The following is a 15607-nucleotide window of genomic DNA, read 5'->3' as shown; positions in this document are numbered from 1 at the left end:
CTCCTCGCCCAAGGATCGAAAGCCGGGTCCAGATCACCCTTGGAGATCGAGACTGATTCAACCAAAACCAGTCGTACTGACAAAATCACTGAGCAGTAAGACTGACAAAGTCATTGAGCATTGACATCCCCAAATGAAAAAATCTATCGGAAGGCGCACAGGAAAAGGTCACCCACTATAACGGCTCTTCACGCCAACGGTTAGAGGCGACGGAAAAACACCGAAGGCCCGGCAGATGTACCGGGCCTTCGGTGGAACGTTGGCGAATGAATTCGCCGCTGAGGGCGCGTCCATCGCTGCGTGATGAACGACGCTCCGCGGCGGCGGATCCGCCTTCGCGGACGATCCGATCATGCCTTGGAGCATCGTGCTGCAAGCGTTCTGTGTCAGTCACTCCAGAACGAATCCGGGCGGGATGTTCCGTACCGGAACCGACCCGGGTCCTCCCGATTGAGGCGCCTCGGTGCGCCCTTGCCGAGTGCCATCGCACGCCCATGGGGCGGGGCCGACGGGAGCGCTGAAGGCGCGGGCTATCTAAGCCCAGGGCGGAGTGCCGAAGGCTCTGCGAAGGCACGCAGCCCTGGGTACCGTCCGAAAAATTTCTTGAGGCCTTAAGGGCCGAGATAATCTCCGGCATCCCTACGAATCTCACATTCCACCCTCACCGGACCGCGCTCCCTCTGCTCGCTCCCTACACCGGCGCCGCCTGCATCGCGGCGGCCGCCGAATGCTGCTCGTCCGCGTGGTAGGAGCTCCTCACCAGCGGCCCCGACGCCACATGCTTGAACCCGAGCGCCAGCCCCTCCTGCTTCAGCTCCGCAAACTCCTGCGGCGTGTACCACTTCGCCAGCGCCACATGCTTGTCCGACGGTCGCAGGTACTGCCCTATCGTCAGCAGGTCCACATCCACAGACCGCAACGCGCGCATGTTCTCTATTATCTCGTCCCACGTCTCGCCAAGCCCCACCATCATCCCGGACTTCGTGACCGCGTCCTTGTCGATGGTCTTCGCCTTGCCCAGCAGCTCTATCGACTTGTCGAAGTCGCCCTTCGGCCGTACGCGGTGGAAGATTCGGCGGACAGTCTCGATGTTGTGGTTCAGTGTATCCGGCTTCGCGGCCATGACAACGGCAAGCGAGTCGTAGTTGTACTGGAAGTCCGGTATCAGCACCTCCACCTTGCAGGCGGGAAGGCGCTTGCGGACCTGCTTGATGCACTGCGAGAAGATGAACGCGCCGCCGTCCGGCAGGTCGTCGCGGTTCACGGACGTGATGACGGCGTACTTCAGCCCCATACGCTCCACCGTCTCGGCCAGCCTGCCCGGCTCCTGCAGGTCCAGCCCCTGGGGCAGCCCGGACGCCACCGCGCAGTATGAGCACGCGCGGGTGCAGATATCGCCCAGGATCATGAACGTTGCCGTGCGCCGGTCCCAGCACTCGCCGATGTTCGGGCAGCGCGCCTCCTCGCACACGGTGTGAAGGCTATTGCCCCTCAAGAGGCCCTTGATCTCCCGGTAGTTCTCACTACCCGGCATCTTAACCTTCAGCCACTCCGGCAGCCTTCTCTCCGCCATGGTCCCTCCAGCGCGTCAGTTGCACAGACAATGATAACACGGAGGGCGCCATAAGGCGGTTTCGCGGAGATTGCGGCGCGACGCGCCGCCCGCAACCGCGTGACGAAAAAAGGAAGACCCCCTCGCCTTCGCGAGGGGGTCTTCTCAAATCAGGGCCTGATCGTCGGAACTTAAGGCTTGTGGATCTGGACGTTGCCGCCCGTCAGCGCGCCGTTGCCGTTCCGCGCTACGCCATTCACCCATATCTTGAAGATGTCATTGCTCCCGGGCTCGCCGTTGTCCTCCACGTGCGCCAGGAAGGTGTCCCCGTTCTTGCCGGTGCCGGCGAACCAGCCCTTCTTGCCATCGGGGGAGCAGCCGAGCGCCGTCATGTTGGGCGCGTGGAAATTGATGCTGTTGTTCTGGAACTGCAGCTCACCCTTGACCGTGGTTGCGCCCGTAGCCTGAACATTGAATCCGCCGCGACCGTTATTGGCCGAACGCAGTGTCCCGGCAGTGATCTTGCAGCCAACGCTGTTGGTTATGGTCAGGGTCGCCGTTGCGCTCGACGGCAGGTAGTGCGTGTCGCCCGCAAAGCTAAGGGATATAGTGTATGTGCCCGGCATCAGCGGCGGCAGCGGAATGGCAGACACGTCGTTGGTCTGGCCGCTCACCGCCGTTGTGCCGGCGTAGTTGACCGCGTTAAGCGTGAATGTAACCGTCCTGCCGCCGATGGGCGCTCCGGAGACAACCGCGTCGCTCAGCTTTGCGGACAGCGTTGTCCCGAAACCGAACGTCGACGATGTCTGGCCCGTGTAGACCAGGCTGGTCTCACGCTTCTTGATGCTGATCGCAAGGGGCCAGCTGTCCGAGCCCGTGTCGTCGTCCGTCGCTGTAGCCGTCGCAGTGTATAGGCCGGGATTTGCGTAGGCATGAGCGATCGAAGCGCCGGCGCCGGTGTTGGTGTCGCCGAAGTCCCAGGCGAAGGTGTGCGTATCTTGCGTCCCAACATCGGTCGCTGAGGCAATGAAATTCACATTCAAGCCCCAGTACTGAGGATTCGGCGCAGCCGATGCTGAAACAACCGGGTCCACGTTGATAACCGTGACGGTGGCGCCCGCGCTGCCCACGCCGGTGTCGTCATCGGTAACCGTCACCACGACGTCATAATCGTCGATCGCAGTTGCCGTGGGGTTGTCGTCCAGGTACTGGTGCGAAAGGTCAACGGAGCCGTTGCAAGCCACCGAGTAGACTTCCGTTGGGCCTTCGCCCCAGTTGATGGTCAGGGTGCACGTGTCGAGGCTGCCGATGTCCGCAACGGCGACCATGATCGAAGCAGTGCCGCCTTCAAAAATCGTTGCGTTGGTCGCCGTCACGCTTGGAGGCACGTTGCGGACGGTTACTGTCGTGCTTGCCGCCCCAACGCCCGTGTCATCGTCCATTGCCGTCACAGAGATCGCATATGCATCGGCCGCGGTGCCGGACGGATTGTCGTCCAGGTACTGGTGCATGGCGCTGTAGCTTGTGGAACCTGCGGGCAGGCTCAGTACCGTCGAGCCCTCGCCGGGACCCCAGGTAATGATTACCGTAAACGTATCCAGGCTGCCCGGATCGTTTATCGATCCCGACGCTGTCGCCGTGCCGTTCTCGTCGACGATCGATCCGGTGGCTGTAATCGACGGCGCCGCGTTACGTACAACAATACCAAGAGCGGAGGCTTGGGCGCCGCCATCGTCATCCGTCACTGTTGCTCTCACCGTCAGGCCATCGGCGGGAGTTGTGGTGGGATTGTCGTCCATGTACTGGTGTGAGGCGCTGAAGGTGCGCTGGCCGGCGGCCAGTGTCAAGGTTGTGCTGGTCTCACCGGCGCCCCAATCGATAACCACCGTGTGGGTGTCCTGGGTACCAGGGTCCTTGAACATGCCGTTCAGTGTCACTGTGCTGTTCTCAAAGAAGGAGTAGGCGGTCATTCCAATGCTAACGTCGAACGGCGCCACGTTGTTAACGGTTACGCTCGTTGTCGCCGTGCCGACTCCGTTGTCATCGTCCTTGACGCTCACGCCCACAGGGTACGTATCGGACGGCGTGGCCGTCGGATTGTCTTCCAGGTACTGGTGCGTGGCGCTGTAGCTCGTGGAACCGGCGGGCAGGCTCAGTACCGTCGAGCCCTCGCCGGGACCCCAGGTAATCGTGACGGTGAAGGTGTCCACCGGGCTGGGGTCGAAAATCGTGCCGTTGACCGTGGCGAGGCCGTTCTCATTTATGACGCTGCCGAAGGCCGTCGCCGTAGGTGCAACGTTAGTCACTATCGCTGTGATTGTTCCGGTTGCCACTCCGCCGTCGCCGTCGGAAACGCGCACGGGCACTGGGTAGCTGCCGTTGTCCGGGAAGTAGCAGTCGGCGGCAGAGGTGCTCGGGTGAGCCGGCGTCTCGTAAGAGCCGTTGTTGTCGCAGTCAAACTCATAGACCAGTGGGTCGTTGGAACCCGCCGGGTCCGTCGCCTGTACAACAAGATTGCCGCTGGTGGATACACTGGCCTCCGGTATGGGCGCGACCTGGAACTTCGCGGTTATGGTGGGCGCAACGTTGTTCACCACCAGCGGGAATGTCTTCTGTGTGACGCCGCCGTCCTCATCGCTGGCGGTGATCGTCACAGTCTGGCTCTGCACAGGCCCGTCGCTGGTCGGGAAAGACCAGGACCAGGTGCCGTCGGGGTTCGTTACAACGCTTCCAACGGACGAGGTGACAAGCACAGTGTCGGCAGGGACATCGCCCCAGGTGCCGTTATTCGTTGCCGTCTGGCCTTCATCAACTATCACCGTCTGAGCGAGCGCCTGGGTGGACCGGACGGCAAACGTGAACCCGTGCCAGACCTCTGGGTTAGGCACAGTCCACGAGAAGCTGCTGTATGTGCCCAGGAACTTGATCGTGCCGTGGCCTTCCTGCCCTTCCAGGACGTCGCCGGGCCTGATGCGCAAACAGGTGCTGCATCCGCCCCAGAAACCCGACCCCTGGCTGACAATTGTAAAAGGCGCATTGAAATCGTAGGTAATTGTGTTCGGCCCGCTCCCCAGGCTCAGGATCGACATGATGGGATCGACAATGGGCTGGGAGACAGTCACCGTGTAAACGGTGTTCGTCCCACCCTGGATCTGGATAATATCCGAGTCCGGCGGCGCGTTGGGGACCTGCGCACTAATGTAAGGCGCGGAAGGGACCCAGTAGTTGGTCCCGCCATTAGTCTGAGCGCCGAAGAAGCCGCCGCCGCTGGTGCTCAGGGAAACACTGATGGTGGAAGCGTCCGGAAGAGTGATTACCCCGGATGCCGTGCCGCCGCCGACGTTGGCCGCGGTCCAGTCCGTGTAGTAAACGCTGTTGGTGCCGGTGATATTCAACGTCGGCGCAACGTTGTTTACCGTGAGTTGGAAGGTGGCTATAGCCGTGCCGCCGTTTCCGTCATTCGCGGTGATGGTCACAGGGCCGCTGTTGGGCGGGCCGTCCGTGGTGACGTACGACCACGACCATGTGCCGTTAGCGGCGCCGGTCTTGGTGACGTTACCTATCGAGGCTGAGATAGCCACAGAAGCGCTGTCGATGTAGCTGTAGCTGCCTGCGTTGATCGCCGTTTGACCCTCATTCACGACGACGGAGAGGGCGTTCGCCGCTACGGTCGGGGGGTCGTTAACAGGGACTACATGCACTGTGACATTGCCCGAAAGCTGGATGCTCGAAGGATCGCCGGGCATGCCGCCGTACTCAACCACGTAACCAAGCGGCCGGTATAGGTCGCCCTGGTCCTGGAAGTCGTAAAGATCGTTCCATTTGCCCACCCTGGAGCCGAAACCGGGGTTGCCGAGCATGTGAACGAAGTGCTCACCGCCGCAGCAGTTGTTAGGCTCGCCGGAATCCCAGTTGGCATAGGAGAAGAGCTGGCCGTTCTCAGGACCGGTTACCCAGCGCCACTGGCCTTCAACCGCCTGGTCGGTGCCGCCGAGCCAACCGTTCCCCTGCACCTTCGCAAGAATGAAGTCGTTCTCTGCCTGGGAGGTCACGGTAGCCATGTAGCCCTGGAGACCGTACAGGCTGAGAGCCGCCGCGGCGTTCTTTGCATCATTCCACTTGACGCCGGAGGCTGAGACAAAGGAATAGAAGTGCCCATTTGCCGCAGCCAGTGAGGTGCCGATATTAAACGTAACCGTCCGAGGCGCTGCCGAGGGGTTCTGGCTGTTGTTGTGGAAAGTCACCTGGCGAAGCGCCTACTGATAGTCCGAGGGGCTGGCCACTCCGGAGAGGGTCAGCACTCCGCTGGCGGCGTTGTAAGAGGATGAGATGCCTCCAGGCAGCGGGCCTGCAATACCCAGACTGTCCTGGGATGGGTTGAAATTGGTCCCGATGGAAACCTTCGCGCCGTCGATACTGTCGTTGCCGGGATCGGTAAGAGAGAGGGAAGGCGCAATGACAACCGGGGCATTATCCTCGGTATAGGTTGCCGACCCTCCGACGGTGAGGACAGGAGGCGCTTCAAGGACCGTTGCGGTGAATGTCGTTTGCGCCGAGCCGCCGTTCCCGTCGTTCGCTGTAATGGTGACGGGGTAGGAAGCGGGGCCGTTCGGAGCGGTGTTAGACCAGCTCCATGTCCCACTATTAGTACCGGTCTTCGTGACCGTCCCAACACTCGCGGTGATAGAAACGTTATCGCCTGTGTTGGAATCGCTGTAGGTGCCGGAGTTGGCGATACCTGCAGGGCCTTCGTTGGCGCTCACGGACGCGGCGTTAGCGGCTACCGTGGGCGGGCTGTTCGGCGGAATAACGGTCCCGTTGAGGTTCACAACCGCGCTTTGCAGGGTGTTGCCCACAGGGCAATCATCCATCTGCGTTATCACGACGCGGTTGGTCTCGCCGGCGACAATGTGAGGCGCCAGGTTGGTTGTGCCGGAACCACCCAGGAACACATAGCTTCCGGGAACGACAAGGCCGCCCGGGTTCGCGGAGTTAAAGATAGTGACGAGGGAACCGTCGTCCATGCCGGAGAAGTTGATGCTGAAAGTTGTAAGCGTGGTGCCGAGGGGAATATCGACAAGAGTCTGGAAGTAGGTAAAATCGACCTGCACCCAGCACTGGGTCAGACGCGAGAAGCTACCATGTCCGAAGGCAATGGTAGAACCGTTCGGGGCTGCCACCCACCCGGCGTCGTTCTGCCCTGGGATCGCAGGCGCGTGGTTGTAGTAACTCACATTGCCGTGCGTGCCGTAGTTAGGTACCGGGCTTACGTACGTAGCCGGCCGAAACATCTGCCACGGGGTCCGGCTAAGGCTCGTAGGTCCTGATGCGGCGGCCGGTTGCGATGCCGCAACCCACCAAACGACCGCGATTAGCGCGGCGAGAATTATGACGGCAATCCGTAACGGATTCGAGAATACGTGCACGGGGGGAATGCAACTCAGTCCTCCTGGCGACAGTTTTCGTATTAACCTACTAAATAGCCTGGCAACGGCTTCTTAATAGTATGAGTGGACTAGTCAAAATGCAATGCCTAGTCCAAAATACGTACGCGTGTTCGTTGCTAATCGTAAGTACCAACTTCCCCCAAGACACTCGTCCTATACAAGGTATTGCTAAATGTTCGTGTGTGCCGCACGCCCACGACCACAATTCGCGAATCCCTGCCCTGCCTGCGCCGTCCGGTGTACCATATTCGGGTACACCTTCACAGGCGGATATGAATGACCTCCACGCAAACACAGCATCAAGCGGGCGCTCCGGAGCAGGAGCTCGCCAGGCTCACCCTCGTAGAAATGGGCGAGTCCGGCGATTGCATCGCATATTTCGAGGGGCAGCCCATCGGCGTATTCGGCGGGATCGTCGGGGAAGAGGTCGTTGCGCAGGTGCGGCGGTACAAGAGCAAGCGCCGCAGGAAAGAGGTCGTCACCGCCATCGTCACGGACGTGGTCACCCCTTCTCCTCACCGCATCACGCCGCCCTGCCCTTACTTCGGCCCGTGCACCGGCTGCCAGTGGCAGCACATCGCCTACCCGCACCAGCTCACGCTGAAGCGCCGGTACGTCGAGCGCGAGATCGCCCGGTACCCTTCCCTCGCCGGCGTTCCGATAGCGGAGACGATGGCGGCGCCCAGCCAGTTCGGCTACCGCAACCACGCGCGCCTGACCGTCCGGCGACAGGGTCACCTGGGCTATGTGAACCGCCTCACCCGGTGGTTCGTGCAGGTAGACCAGTGCATGATCCAGTCGGAAGGCATCAACAGCGCGATGCAGCACCTGCAGGGGAAGCTGCAGGAGACCAGCCAGTTCTCGATCCGGTACGGCATCAACAGCGGCGAAATGCTCATCCAGCCGAAGCTAACAAACCCGGAGATTACCCTCGAGTCCGGCCAGAAGCACTACCGGGAGAAGATGCTCGGCAGGTACTTCCGCATCGCCTCGCCCTCCTTCTTCCAGGTCAACACGCACCAGGCGGAGCGACTGATAACACTCGTCGGCGAGATGCTGGCTCTCGGCCAGAACGATACGGTTATTGACGGGTACGCCGGTGTCGGCACATTCGCCATCCTCCTCGCCGATTCCGCGAAGCAGGTCATCGCGATCGAGGAGTCGGAGCCGGCGGTCAAGGACGCCCGGGCCAACGCCGAGGGCATCCCCAACGTGGAGTTCCGCCTGGGGAAGACCGAGGAGGTCCTCCGCACGCTCGACGCCCGGCCAGACGCCGTCATCCTGGACCCGCCGCGCGTCGGCTGCCACCCGGACACCCTCGCGGAGATCCTCCGCCGCTCGCCCCTGCGCACAGCCTACGTCTCCTGCGACCCCCCTTCCCTCGCCCGCGACCTGGATATCCTCGCGCAGGGAGGCCTGAAGGTGGAGCGCTTGCAGCCGGTGGACATGTTCCCGCAGACGCACCACGTGGAGTGTGTGGCGATTATCAAAGGCGCGGGGTTACAATGAACGAGACAAAGCGGCTGGTGCTCGCATCCGGCTCGAAGCGCAGGCGAGATCTGATCGCCGCCCTTGATACGGAGGTGGAGATCGTCCCGCCTGAAGGCGAGAACGATACCCGCTTCCCCGGCGAGCCGCCCGGGAGTTTTGTCATCCGGCTCGCCAAGACCAAGGCGCGCGACGTGGCGCCTTCCGTGGGACCGGCTATCGTCATCGGCGCGGACACAACAGTCGTCCTGGACGACGATATCCTGAACAAGCCGCAGTCGAATACGGAGGCCGTGTCCATGCTGGAACGCCTCCGCGGCCGCGAGCACCGGGTCGTAACCGGCGTCGCCGTCATGGACAGCGAGTCAGGCCTGTGGCTCGCCTCCGCAGTGACCACAAAAGTACGTATGCGAAGGTACAAAGATACGGAGATCGCCGCCTACGTACTCACCGGCGAACCGTTCGATAAAGCAGGCGCGTACGCCATACAGGACGAAACGTTCCGGCCGGTGGAGAGCATCGAGGGGTGCTACCTGAACGTCGTGGGATTCCCGCTGTATGAGGTTGAATACCTCCTCAACGGCATCGGCGTGGAAGTGAGCGTCAAAAAGGGCTGGTCGCACCCGCAGATGTGCGGGGCGTGCCGCGAAGCCAGGAGGCAAGGACTGGGCAAGCGATGAACTTCTTCGGCATGGGCACAACCGAGATCCTGATCGTCGCCCTCATCGCCTTCGTGCTCCTGGGTCCGAAGAAGATGATCGATGCCGCGCGCATGGCCGGCAAGGCTTCCCGCGAGCTCCGCAAGACCCTCGACGACCTTCCCTCCCTCGACTTCGACATCGACGACGAGCCTAAGAAGGCGAAGGACGACGCACAGCCCGCGCCTCCGACCCAGGTCGTAACGCCCGCAGAGCCTCCCGCGCCCGTCGCTGCGAACATGGACCCCGGCCGCCCCCCGCGCGCCCCCGAGGCAACGCCCCCGGCGGCTGCCCCGTCCCCGGCTGTTTCCCAGCACCCAGCACCCAGCACCCAGCACCCCGACGCCCCCGTCCCCTTCCAGCGCCCCCGGCCCGCGCCGCCGCCGCAAAGCGGCGCCGATAAGGAAGCCTGACGTGAGCGGCAACCCCACCGGGAAGCGCAGGCTGAGCGACAAGCAGCTCACCATCCAGCAGCACCTGCTCGAGCTCCGAGGCCGCGTCACGTGGTCCGCCATCGTAGTCTTCATCTGCACCGGCGTCGCCCTCACCTTCCACCAGGTGCTGATCGAGTTCCTGCTGGAGCCCGCGCGTAAGTACCCTGAGCTCGCAGACTACAAGCCCGTATATACGGAGCTCACCGAGTACGTAGGGACCATCATGAAGGTCTCCATCTACGCCGGCCTGTTCATGGCGCTCCCGTTCCTCCTGTACCAACTTGTAATGTTCATTTCGCCCGGCCTGAGCGGCAAAGAGCGCGTATACCTATACACTCTGGTACCCGCCTCCCTCTTCTCCTTCCTCGCAGGCTCCATTTTTGGATATTATGTCTTGTTCCCCCCGGCCATTCACTTCTTGCTCACGTTCGGGAACGACGTGGCAACGCCGTACATACGCATCGGCAGCTACGTGGGGCTGATGGTGACGCTGCTGTTCTGGATGGGCGTAGTCTTCCAGATGCCGATAGTCCTGTTCTTCCTCTCCAAGATCGGGATAGTGACCACGTCCTTCCTGGCGAAGAACAGGCGCATCGCTATCGTTGGAGCTTTCGTAGTCGGCGCCATCATTACGCCGACTTTCGACCCGATAAACCAGACTCTGGTGGCGTTGCCCGTTATCGTGATGTATGAACTGGGGATATGGCTGTCGTGGATAGGGACGCGGGGACGCCGGAAGGCGGCGAAGCTGAAGGCGGCTAGCGAACAGGGCGCGTAAAAAAGGCAAACGAAGAGGCCCCGGAGTTGATTCAGGGGCCTCTATGTATTGTCGGTGAGGGGAGGCGGTCTATTCCTTCTTCGCGGCGGGCTGACCCGTAGAGGCGGCTGCGGCGCCTTCCTTATTTTCGTCTTTGTCCGCCTGCGAATGCTTGAACTCGCGGATGGCCTTGCCCATGGCGCCGCCGATCTCCGGCAGCTTGCCCACACCGAAGATGATGAGCACAATAACCAGTACTATTATTAGCTCGGTAGGGCCGAATCGCATGGCCACCCTCCTGGGGACGAGACTCTTATCTCGAACATCATAACGCCGTGCCACTGCCCAGTCAATGAAAACCGCGCCCCCGCACCTTGACTGGCCCTGCGCGCGGGTGTACTTTTCCCGCTAGCCGCGCGATGCCGCATCCCAACGGGACCGGCCCCAGCATACCGCCGGCAGAGGTCTCACGATGAATGAGCGAGAGTTCCGCATAGAACGCTTCACGCGGAGGGAGTTCCGGGAGGCGCTCGGCGAACGCAAATTCAAGTCGGCAATCATCGCCACGGGCAGCATTGAGCAGCACCTGGAGCACCTGGCGCTGGTGCAGGACAACGCTTCGTGCCAGTATATCGCGCAGCGCGTGTGCGAGGCCATGTACCCCAGCATCGTGCTGGCGGTCCCCATCAACATCGGCATCGCCGAGCACCACATGGAGCACCCTGGCACACTGACTACGAGCCCGGGCGCGTGGCTGGCGGTAGTCTACGACGCCATCGATAGCCTTGTCCGCCACGGCATCAAGAAGGTGCAGATCCTCAACGGCCACGGCGGCAACAAGCGCCCTGTGTACGGCGTCATCGGCCAGTGGCAGCAGAAGCTCCACCACATGTACGGCAAGGACGTGGACGTCCGCTTCAACAACTACTGGGACGTGCTCACCAAGGACTTCGTCAGCGGCGTCCAGAAGACGCCCGGCTTCCCCTCCCACGCCCGCGAGTTCGAGACCGCGTTCACGATGGCCATCTACCCGGAGAACGTGCGCGTGGCTGCGATCCCCTTCAGCAAGGACGAGGGCGCGGCGTCCGCCACAGCGGAGACCGGCAGAAAGCTGGTGGAGAAGATCGTGGAGGGCGTGACGGTCATTATGGAGGACCTCCAGCAGGGCCGGCCCCAGCGCTTCGGCGTCGCAGGCGACCTTGCGGCGGGCGAGAAACGGTAGGACGGCAGTGAGCAGTGAGCAGTGAGCAGTGAAAAAGCATACGGGAGAAGCTGGTGGTAGAGAATAGGCTTTGTCGACTGGAGAAGATGACCCGGCGGGAGGTGCGCGAGGCGCTTGCGCTGGGGCAGTTCAAGGCGGCAATTGTGGCGACAGGCAGCATCGAGCAGCACCTGGAGCACCTGGCGCTCGAGAACGACATCGCATCCAGCACGTTCATGGCGGAACGCGTCGCGGAGCGGCTGTACCCGCAGGTGCTCGTCACCGCGCCAGTCTCCATAGGCATCGCCGAGCACCACATGCACTCCGCCGGCACCCTCACCGCCAAGCCCGGCACGTGGCTGGCGGTAATGTTCGACGCGGTCGAGAGTCTTGTCCGCCACGGCGTCAAGAACGTGCTCATGCTCAACGGCCACGTCAAGAACTCCGCGATCACGAAGGCCGCGCTGCCTCAGTGGCAGCAGTTCCTGGAGCGCGAGCACGGCGGCGTGGACATCCGCTTCCACAGCTACTGGGAGGTGCTGAACGAGCAGTTCGTGAACAGCGTTCAAAAGACTCCCGGCTTCCCCGCGCACGCGAAAGAGTTCGAGACCTCTATCACGATGCACATCCGCCCCGAGAACGTGCGCGTGGACGCCTTCCCCTACAGCGAGGACGCCGGTGTCTCCGCCTCCACCGCCGAGACCGGCCGCAAGCTCACCGACAAGATAGTCGACGGCGTGGAGCTCATGGTCAAGGAGATGCTGGCCAAGTAGGCCCGCACGCGCCGCCTCGTGGCGTACAATATCTGGAACGACTATCTCCAGGTGCATGTCCGCAATGACTTCCCCAGGCCCCGTCGTCGCCATCACCGCCTCGTCCGCCGCAGCAGCGCAACCCTACGTGGACCTAATCCAGCGATGCGGCGGCTCGCCGTGGGTGGTCCTGCCGGACCATGCTGACCCAGCCGACGACACCCTCCGCCACGCAGGCGCGGTGCTCGTGGCGGACGGAACGCCTCCCGACACGCGCAGCGTAAGCACGGCCGAGCAGCGAATCATCGCCCTCGCCGTCGAGACGGACTTCCCCCTGATCGCAGTCGGGAGGGGGATGCACACGCTCAACGCAGTCATGGGCGGCGGAAGCCCCGTGCTCGCGGAAGGCCACGCGCCGCAGAACGGTAACGGCCACGAGATTCCTGCTTACCATCGCATCTACATTGCCCCGGGCTGCAAGCTGGCGGTGATAGTCGGCTCCGGCGGCTTCGTGCGCGTGAACAGCCTGCACCGCACCGGCCTGCGGGAGGCGCAGAAAGCCCGGTTGCTCATGGCAGGGGCCTATTCGCTTGAGGACGGCGTAATCGAGGCGCTGGAGAGCCCGGACCACGATCTCGTTCTCGGCATCCAGTTCCAGCCGGAGCGCAAGCTGGAGGTGCCGCCCCATTTCGACAGGATGTTCCATCTCCTTGTCGAGCGGGCGGCGCGGTAGCGATGGCGTCCCACTGCAACCCGTTCCCACCGGCCTCTCCCAAAGATGTCGGCCTGTCCGAGTACCAGGTCACGCGACTCGCGCGCATCGTGCGCGGGTACGTGGACGACGGTGATATCGTCGGCGCCAAAGTTCTGCTGGTGAAGGACGGGCGGACTGTGTTGCACGAGGCGGCGGGTTGGAAGGACCGCGAGGCGGGTAAGCCTATGGCGGCGGGGACGCTCTTCAACATCCGGTCTATGACCAAGCCCATCGGCGGGATGGTCATCCAGATGCTGATCGACGACGGCGTGCTTGGGCTACACGACCCTATCGGCAAGCACCTGCCGCACTTCAACAACCCCCGCTCCGGCAAGATCACCATCGAGCACCTCCTCACCCACCGCAGCGGCTTCAGGCAGTACCGCGTCCCGCGCATGCCCCTGCACAGCCTGGGAGAGATCGCCGACCACATCGGCGAGGTGGGGCCGGACTACCAGAGAGGGATATTCCACTACAGCGACATCGGCGCGGACTTCCTGGGCGCTCTCATCGAGGCGGTCACGGGGGCATCGCTCTCCGAAGTTTTCCACCGGCGCGTGTTCGTCCCGCTGGGCATGGCGGACACCTATACGCTGGACACCGCGACGCCGGCTTTCCTTGCTCGCACGGCGAGCGCTTACGAGCTGCGGCAGGGGCAGTGGCAGCGCAAGTGGGACCCGACCATGGGGCCGAACCTCCCCTACCCCATGGCGCCGCCGTTCACGCCGATGTCGCAAGGCATCTTTACCTCACCTGCGGACTATGCTCGCTTCGTATCGGTCTGGCTGAATGGCGGAGTGTTCGGCGGGCGGCGGCTCATCTCCGAGGCGGCGATCGGGCGCGCCCTGTCCACGGCGCCGGATGCCGGGGAGCCGGGCGGCTTCCCGGGGATGACGTGGCGGTATGGCCAGATGTGGTGGCTGGCAGGCCGGCCGGGGCAGACCGGGATGCCGTTCGCATTCCGCCACGGCGGCTCGGACGGCACCTGGGCATGGGGATGGCCGGCGCACAGGATGATGGCGCTCTACTTCACACAGTCGCGCGGCGAGGTTATGTACTCTGAGCTGGAGTCCGCGCTGAGCGACCTCTTCCCGGAAGAGGAGTTCGGCGCAGGAAACCCTTCCTCTTGAGGCACCAGTTTCCTAACGGGTTGCCTTGAGGGGGAGCGGGGGGTTGGTGCAACCCGTGATCGTCTCCCCGCGCTCGCCCAGATTGAAGTCGACGATGTCGTAGTTATCGTCTTCAGTGAGGGTGAGCCAATAGCCGTTATAGTCCATGTGCTGCAGGCTATTCCCCGTTACCTTGTCCTTGAAATCCCTGTAGCTCCCGAAATTGGCCGGCATCTTGCCGTATCCCGCGGGGCATGCATCCGTTGTCGTGAATTTCAGGTCCTTGAGCGCCCCGTCGCCCTTGACTGAATAGCAAAGATGGATGTTAGGATACTTGCCGTTATTGAGATTTACGTGGACCCTGTGAAACTCAAATATGTCTCTATTGTCGCCCCGATCGATCCCATGAGCGTTGGCGTTTCTCGGATTCACGACGTCATAGCACTCGCCATCGTCCTCCGAGGCAACCACGGCGTTGACCCCCTTCACGGCATCCGCCTCGTCGCCGCGCAGTAGGCAAACGTAGATGTACTTGCCGCCGGAGCCTTCGTTCATGTCCTGACTGACCTGCTCAAATCCGTTCGGACAGCCATACATGGCCTTCTTCCGATTATCCGAGGACGATACCGTAATATCCGTGATGTAGTCGCCCTTCGCCACGTACCAGACGGTAGTATCGAGCTTCTCCCCACGCGTGCCAACTGCCGTCCCACGCCTTGTGCTGGACCGTGCCGTCCGTGCCGCGGAGGAACAGGTCAAGGCGGCCGTTAGCCCAGGACGCAACGGCAGGCGACGACCCGAACGTCGCCCCGGTCATGTCCACCGTGTCGGCGCCCCACGAGCCGTTCCAGTACTTGTGTCCCATCGTCTGGGCGCCCTGCCGGTAAAAGACATCAAGGCGGCCGTCGCCCCAGGAGACCGCGGCAGGGTCCGAGGTAATGACGGTATCGAGCGAGACGGTATCGCTCCACTTCCCGTCCTGGTTGTAAGCGTGCTTCAGATTGCTGGCCTTGTACTTCCAGAAGACGTCGTAGAGAGTAGCTGAACGTGCCGCAACGGCGGGCTGGCCGCTGATCTCATCGCTATAGGACTTGTGATGCCAGCTCCCGTCCCAGGAGGTGTGTCCCAGCTTGTTTCCGGCCAAGGCGTAGAACACCTCGATGAGGCCGTTGCCGTGGGCGACGGCAGCGGGAGAGGAGGCGATGGCCACCCCCAGGTCGGTGTCCGTGGACCACGAGCCGTTCCAGTAAGCGTGCCAGAGGTTACCGTTGGTCCCCTTCCAGAAGATATTGTCTTTGCTCAGTGATATTGTCAGTAGGTAACTGCTCAGTGAATATGTCAGTCCATGAGAGGACTACATTTGACCGAGCGAGAAGCGAAGAGAGCACAGATACTGAACCTTGTTCTGGAGGGGC

Annotated in this window: 14 protein-coding genes; 8 read left to right on the top strand and 6 right to left on the bottom strand. The window is 62.4% G+C overall.

Going from position 1 to position 15607, the window contains the following annotated elements; genetic code table 11:
- Window positions 1–691 precede the first annotated feature (691 nt).
- The 3 genes from lipA to FJ319_11935 form a co-directional block, all read right to left on the bottom strand.
- On the bottom strand, window positions 692–1573 hold the full coding sequence (gene lipA, locus FJ319_11945; GenBank protein ID MBM3934989.1) for a lipoyl synthase: 882 nt from the start codon (window positions 1571–1573) through the stop codon (window positions 692–694).
- Window positions 1574–1743: 170 nt separating this feature from the next.
- The gene (locus tag FJ319_11940; GenBank protein MBM3934988.1) at window positions 1744–5796 is read right to left on the bottom strand and encodes a PKD domain-containing protein; all 4053 of its coding nucleotides are present in this window, start codon (window positions 5794–5796) and stop codon (window positions 1744–1746) included.
- A 12-nt stretch (window positions 5797–5808) separates the two neighbouring features.
- Window positions 5809–6843: a hypothetical protein gene (locus FJ319_11935; protein MBM3934987.1), complete on the bottom strand. Its 1035-nt coding sequence runs from the start codon at window positions 6841–6843 to the stop codon at window positions 5809–5811.
- A 432-nt stretch (window positions 6844–7275) separates the two neighbouring features.
- On the opposite strand from FJ319_11935, the gene rlmD reads away from it, so the two are divergent.
- Genes rlmD through tatC form a run of 4 tightly spaced genes read left to right on the top strand, consistent with a single transcriptional unit; the run spans window position 7276 to window position 10397 of the window.
- Entirely contained in the window at window positions 7276–8508 is a 1233-nt protein-coding gene (gene rlmD, locus FJ319_11930; GenBank protein MBM3934986.1) for a 23S rRNA (uracil(1939)-C(5))-methyltransferase RlmD, read from the top strand.
- Complete coding sequence (maf, locus tag FJ319_11925) at window positions 8505–9167, top strand: septum formation protein Maf (GenBank protein MBM3934985.1); 663 nt, start codon at window positions 8505–8507, stop codon at window positions 9165–9167. Before rlmD ends, maf begins: the two co-directional genes overlap by 4 nt.
- Window positions 9164–9598 (top strand): twin-arginine translocase TatA/TatE family subunit, encoded by a 435-nt coding sequence (locus tag FJ319_11920; GenBank protein ID MBM3934984.1) that lies wholly within the window; start codon window positions 9164–9166, stop codon window positions 9596–9598. The genes maf and FJ319_11920 overlap by 4 nt, the downstream gene beginning before the upstream one ends.
- Complete coding sequence (gene tatC / locus FJ319_11915; GenBank protein ID MBM3934983.1) at window positions 9474–10397, top strand: twin-arginine translocase subunit TatC; 924 nt, start codon at window positions 9474–9476, stop codon at window positions 10395–10397. Before FJ319_11920 ends, tatC begins: the two co-directional genes overlap by 125 nt.
- A 69-nt stretch (window positions 10398–10466) precedes the next feature.
- Here tatC and tatA read toward each other — a convergent pair whose 3' ends face one another.
- Complete coding sequence (gene tatA / locus FJ319_11910; GenBank protein MBM3934982.1) at window positions 10467–10664, bottom strand: twin-arginine translocase TatA/TatE family subunit; 198 nt, start codon at window positions 10662–10664, stop codon at window positions 10467–10469.
- A 184-nt stretch (window positions 10665–10848) separates the two neighbouring features.
- Between tatA and FJ319_11905 the strand changes: the two genes are divergently transcribed.
- The 4 genes from FJ319_11905 to FJ319_11890 are packed head-to-tail and all read left to right on the top strand — an operon-like array spanning window position 10849 to window position 14213.
- Window positions 10849–11598, top strand: coding sequence for a creatininase family protein (locus FJ319_11905; GenBank protein MBM3934981.1), 750 nt, complete (start codon window positions 10849–10851; stop codon window positions 11596–11598).
- Between the two features lie 53 nt (window positions 11599–11651).
- Complete coding sequence (locus FJ319_11900; GenBank protein MBM3934980.1) at window positions 11652–12350, top strand: creatininase family protein; 699 nt, start codon at window positions 11652–11654, stop codon at window positions 12348–12350.
- 55 nt (window positions 12351–12405) lie between these two features.
- Window positions 12406–13062: a hypothetical protein gene (locus tag FJ319_11895; GenBank protein ID MBM3934979.1), complete on the top strand. Its 657-nt coding sequence runs from the start codon at window positions 12406–12408 to the stop codon at window positions 13060–13062.
- 2 nt (window positions 13063–13064) lie between these two features.
- Window positions 13065–14213 carry a beta-lactamase family protein gene (locus FJ319_11890; protein MBM3934978.1) on the top strand — a complete coding sequence of 383 codons (1149 nt, stop codon included), beginning with the start codon at window positions 13065–13067 and terminating at the stop codon, window positions 14211–14213.
- A gap of 12 nt (window positions 14214–14225) precedes the next feature.
- Here the strand turns inward: FJ319_11890 and FJ319_11885 are convergent, their stop codons facing one another.
- Together FJ319_11885 and FJ319_11880 are read right to left on the bottom strand one after the other, a co-directional pair.
- Entirely contained in the window at window positions 14226–14789 is a 564-nt protein-coding gene (locus tag FJ319_11885; GenBank protein MBM3934977.1) for a hypothetical protein, read from the bottom strand.
- Between the two features lie 13 nt (window positions 14790–14802).
- Window positions 14803–15402 carry a hypothetical protein gene (locus FJ319_11880; protein ID MBM3934976.1) on the bottom strand — a complete coding sequence of 200 codons (600 nt, stop codon included), beginning with the start codon at window positions 15400–15402 and terminating at the stop codon, window positions 14803–14805.
- Window positions 15403–15607: the final 205 nt, after the last annotated feature.

This window comes from SAR202 cluster bacterium (assembly GCA_016872355.1).
Lineage (GTDB): Bacteria > Chloroflexota > Dehalococcoidia > Lucifugimonadales > VGZY01 > VGZY01.
Note: the sequence above shows the minus strand (reverse complement) of the source record. Positions and strands in the feature narration are given on the sequence as shown.

Bases quoted from the DNA above. Each gene is read 5' to 3' on its own strand.
- lipA (MBM3934989.1), bottom strand. From the start codon at position 1,573: ATGGCGGAGAGAAGGCTGCCGGAGTGGCTGAAGGTTAAGATGCCGGGT.
- FJ319_11935 (MBM3934987.1), bottom strand. From the start codon at position 6,843: ATGTTTCGGCCGGCTACGTACGTAAGCCCGGTACCTAACTACGGCACG.
- rlmD (MBM3934986.1), top strand. From the start codon at position 7,276: ATGACCTCCACGCAAACACAGCATCAAGCGGGCGCTCCGGAGCAGGAG.
- maf (MBM3934985.1), top strand. From the start codon at position 8,505: ATGAACGAGACAAAGCGGCTGGTGCTCGCATCCGGCTCGAAGCGCAGG.
- FJ319_11920 (MBM3934984.1), top strand. From the start codon at position 9,164: ATGAACTTCTTCGGCATGGGCACAACCGAGATCCTGATCGTCGCCCTC.
- tatA (MBM3934982.1), bottom strand. From the start codon at position 10,664: ATGCGATTCGGCCCTACCGAGCTAATAATAGTACTGGTTATTGTGCTC.
- FJ319_11905 (MBM3934981.1), top strand. From the start codon at position 10,849: ATGAATGAGCGAGAGTTCCGCATAGAACGCTTCACGCGGAGGGAGTTC.
- FJ319_11895 (MBM3934979.1), top strand. From the start codon at position 12,406: ATGTCCGCAATGACTTCCCCAGGCCCCGTCGTCGCCATCACCGCCTCG.
- FJ319_11890 (MBM3934978.1), top strand. From the start codon at position 13,065: ATGGCGTCCCACTGCAACCCGTTCCCACCGGCCTCTCCCAAAGATGTC.
- FJ319_11885 (MBM3934977.1), bottom strand. From the start codon at position 14,789: ATGTATGGCTGTCCGAACGGATTTGAGCAGGTCAGTCAGGACATGAAC.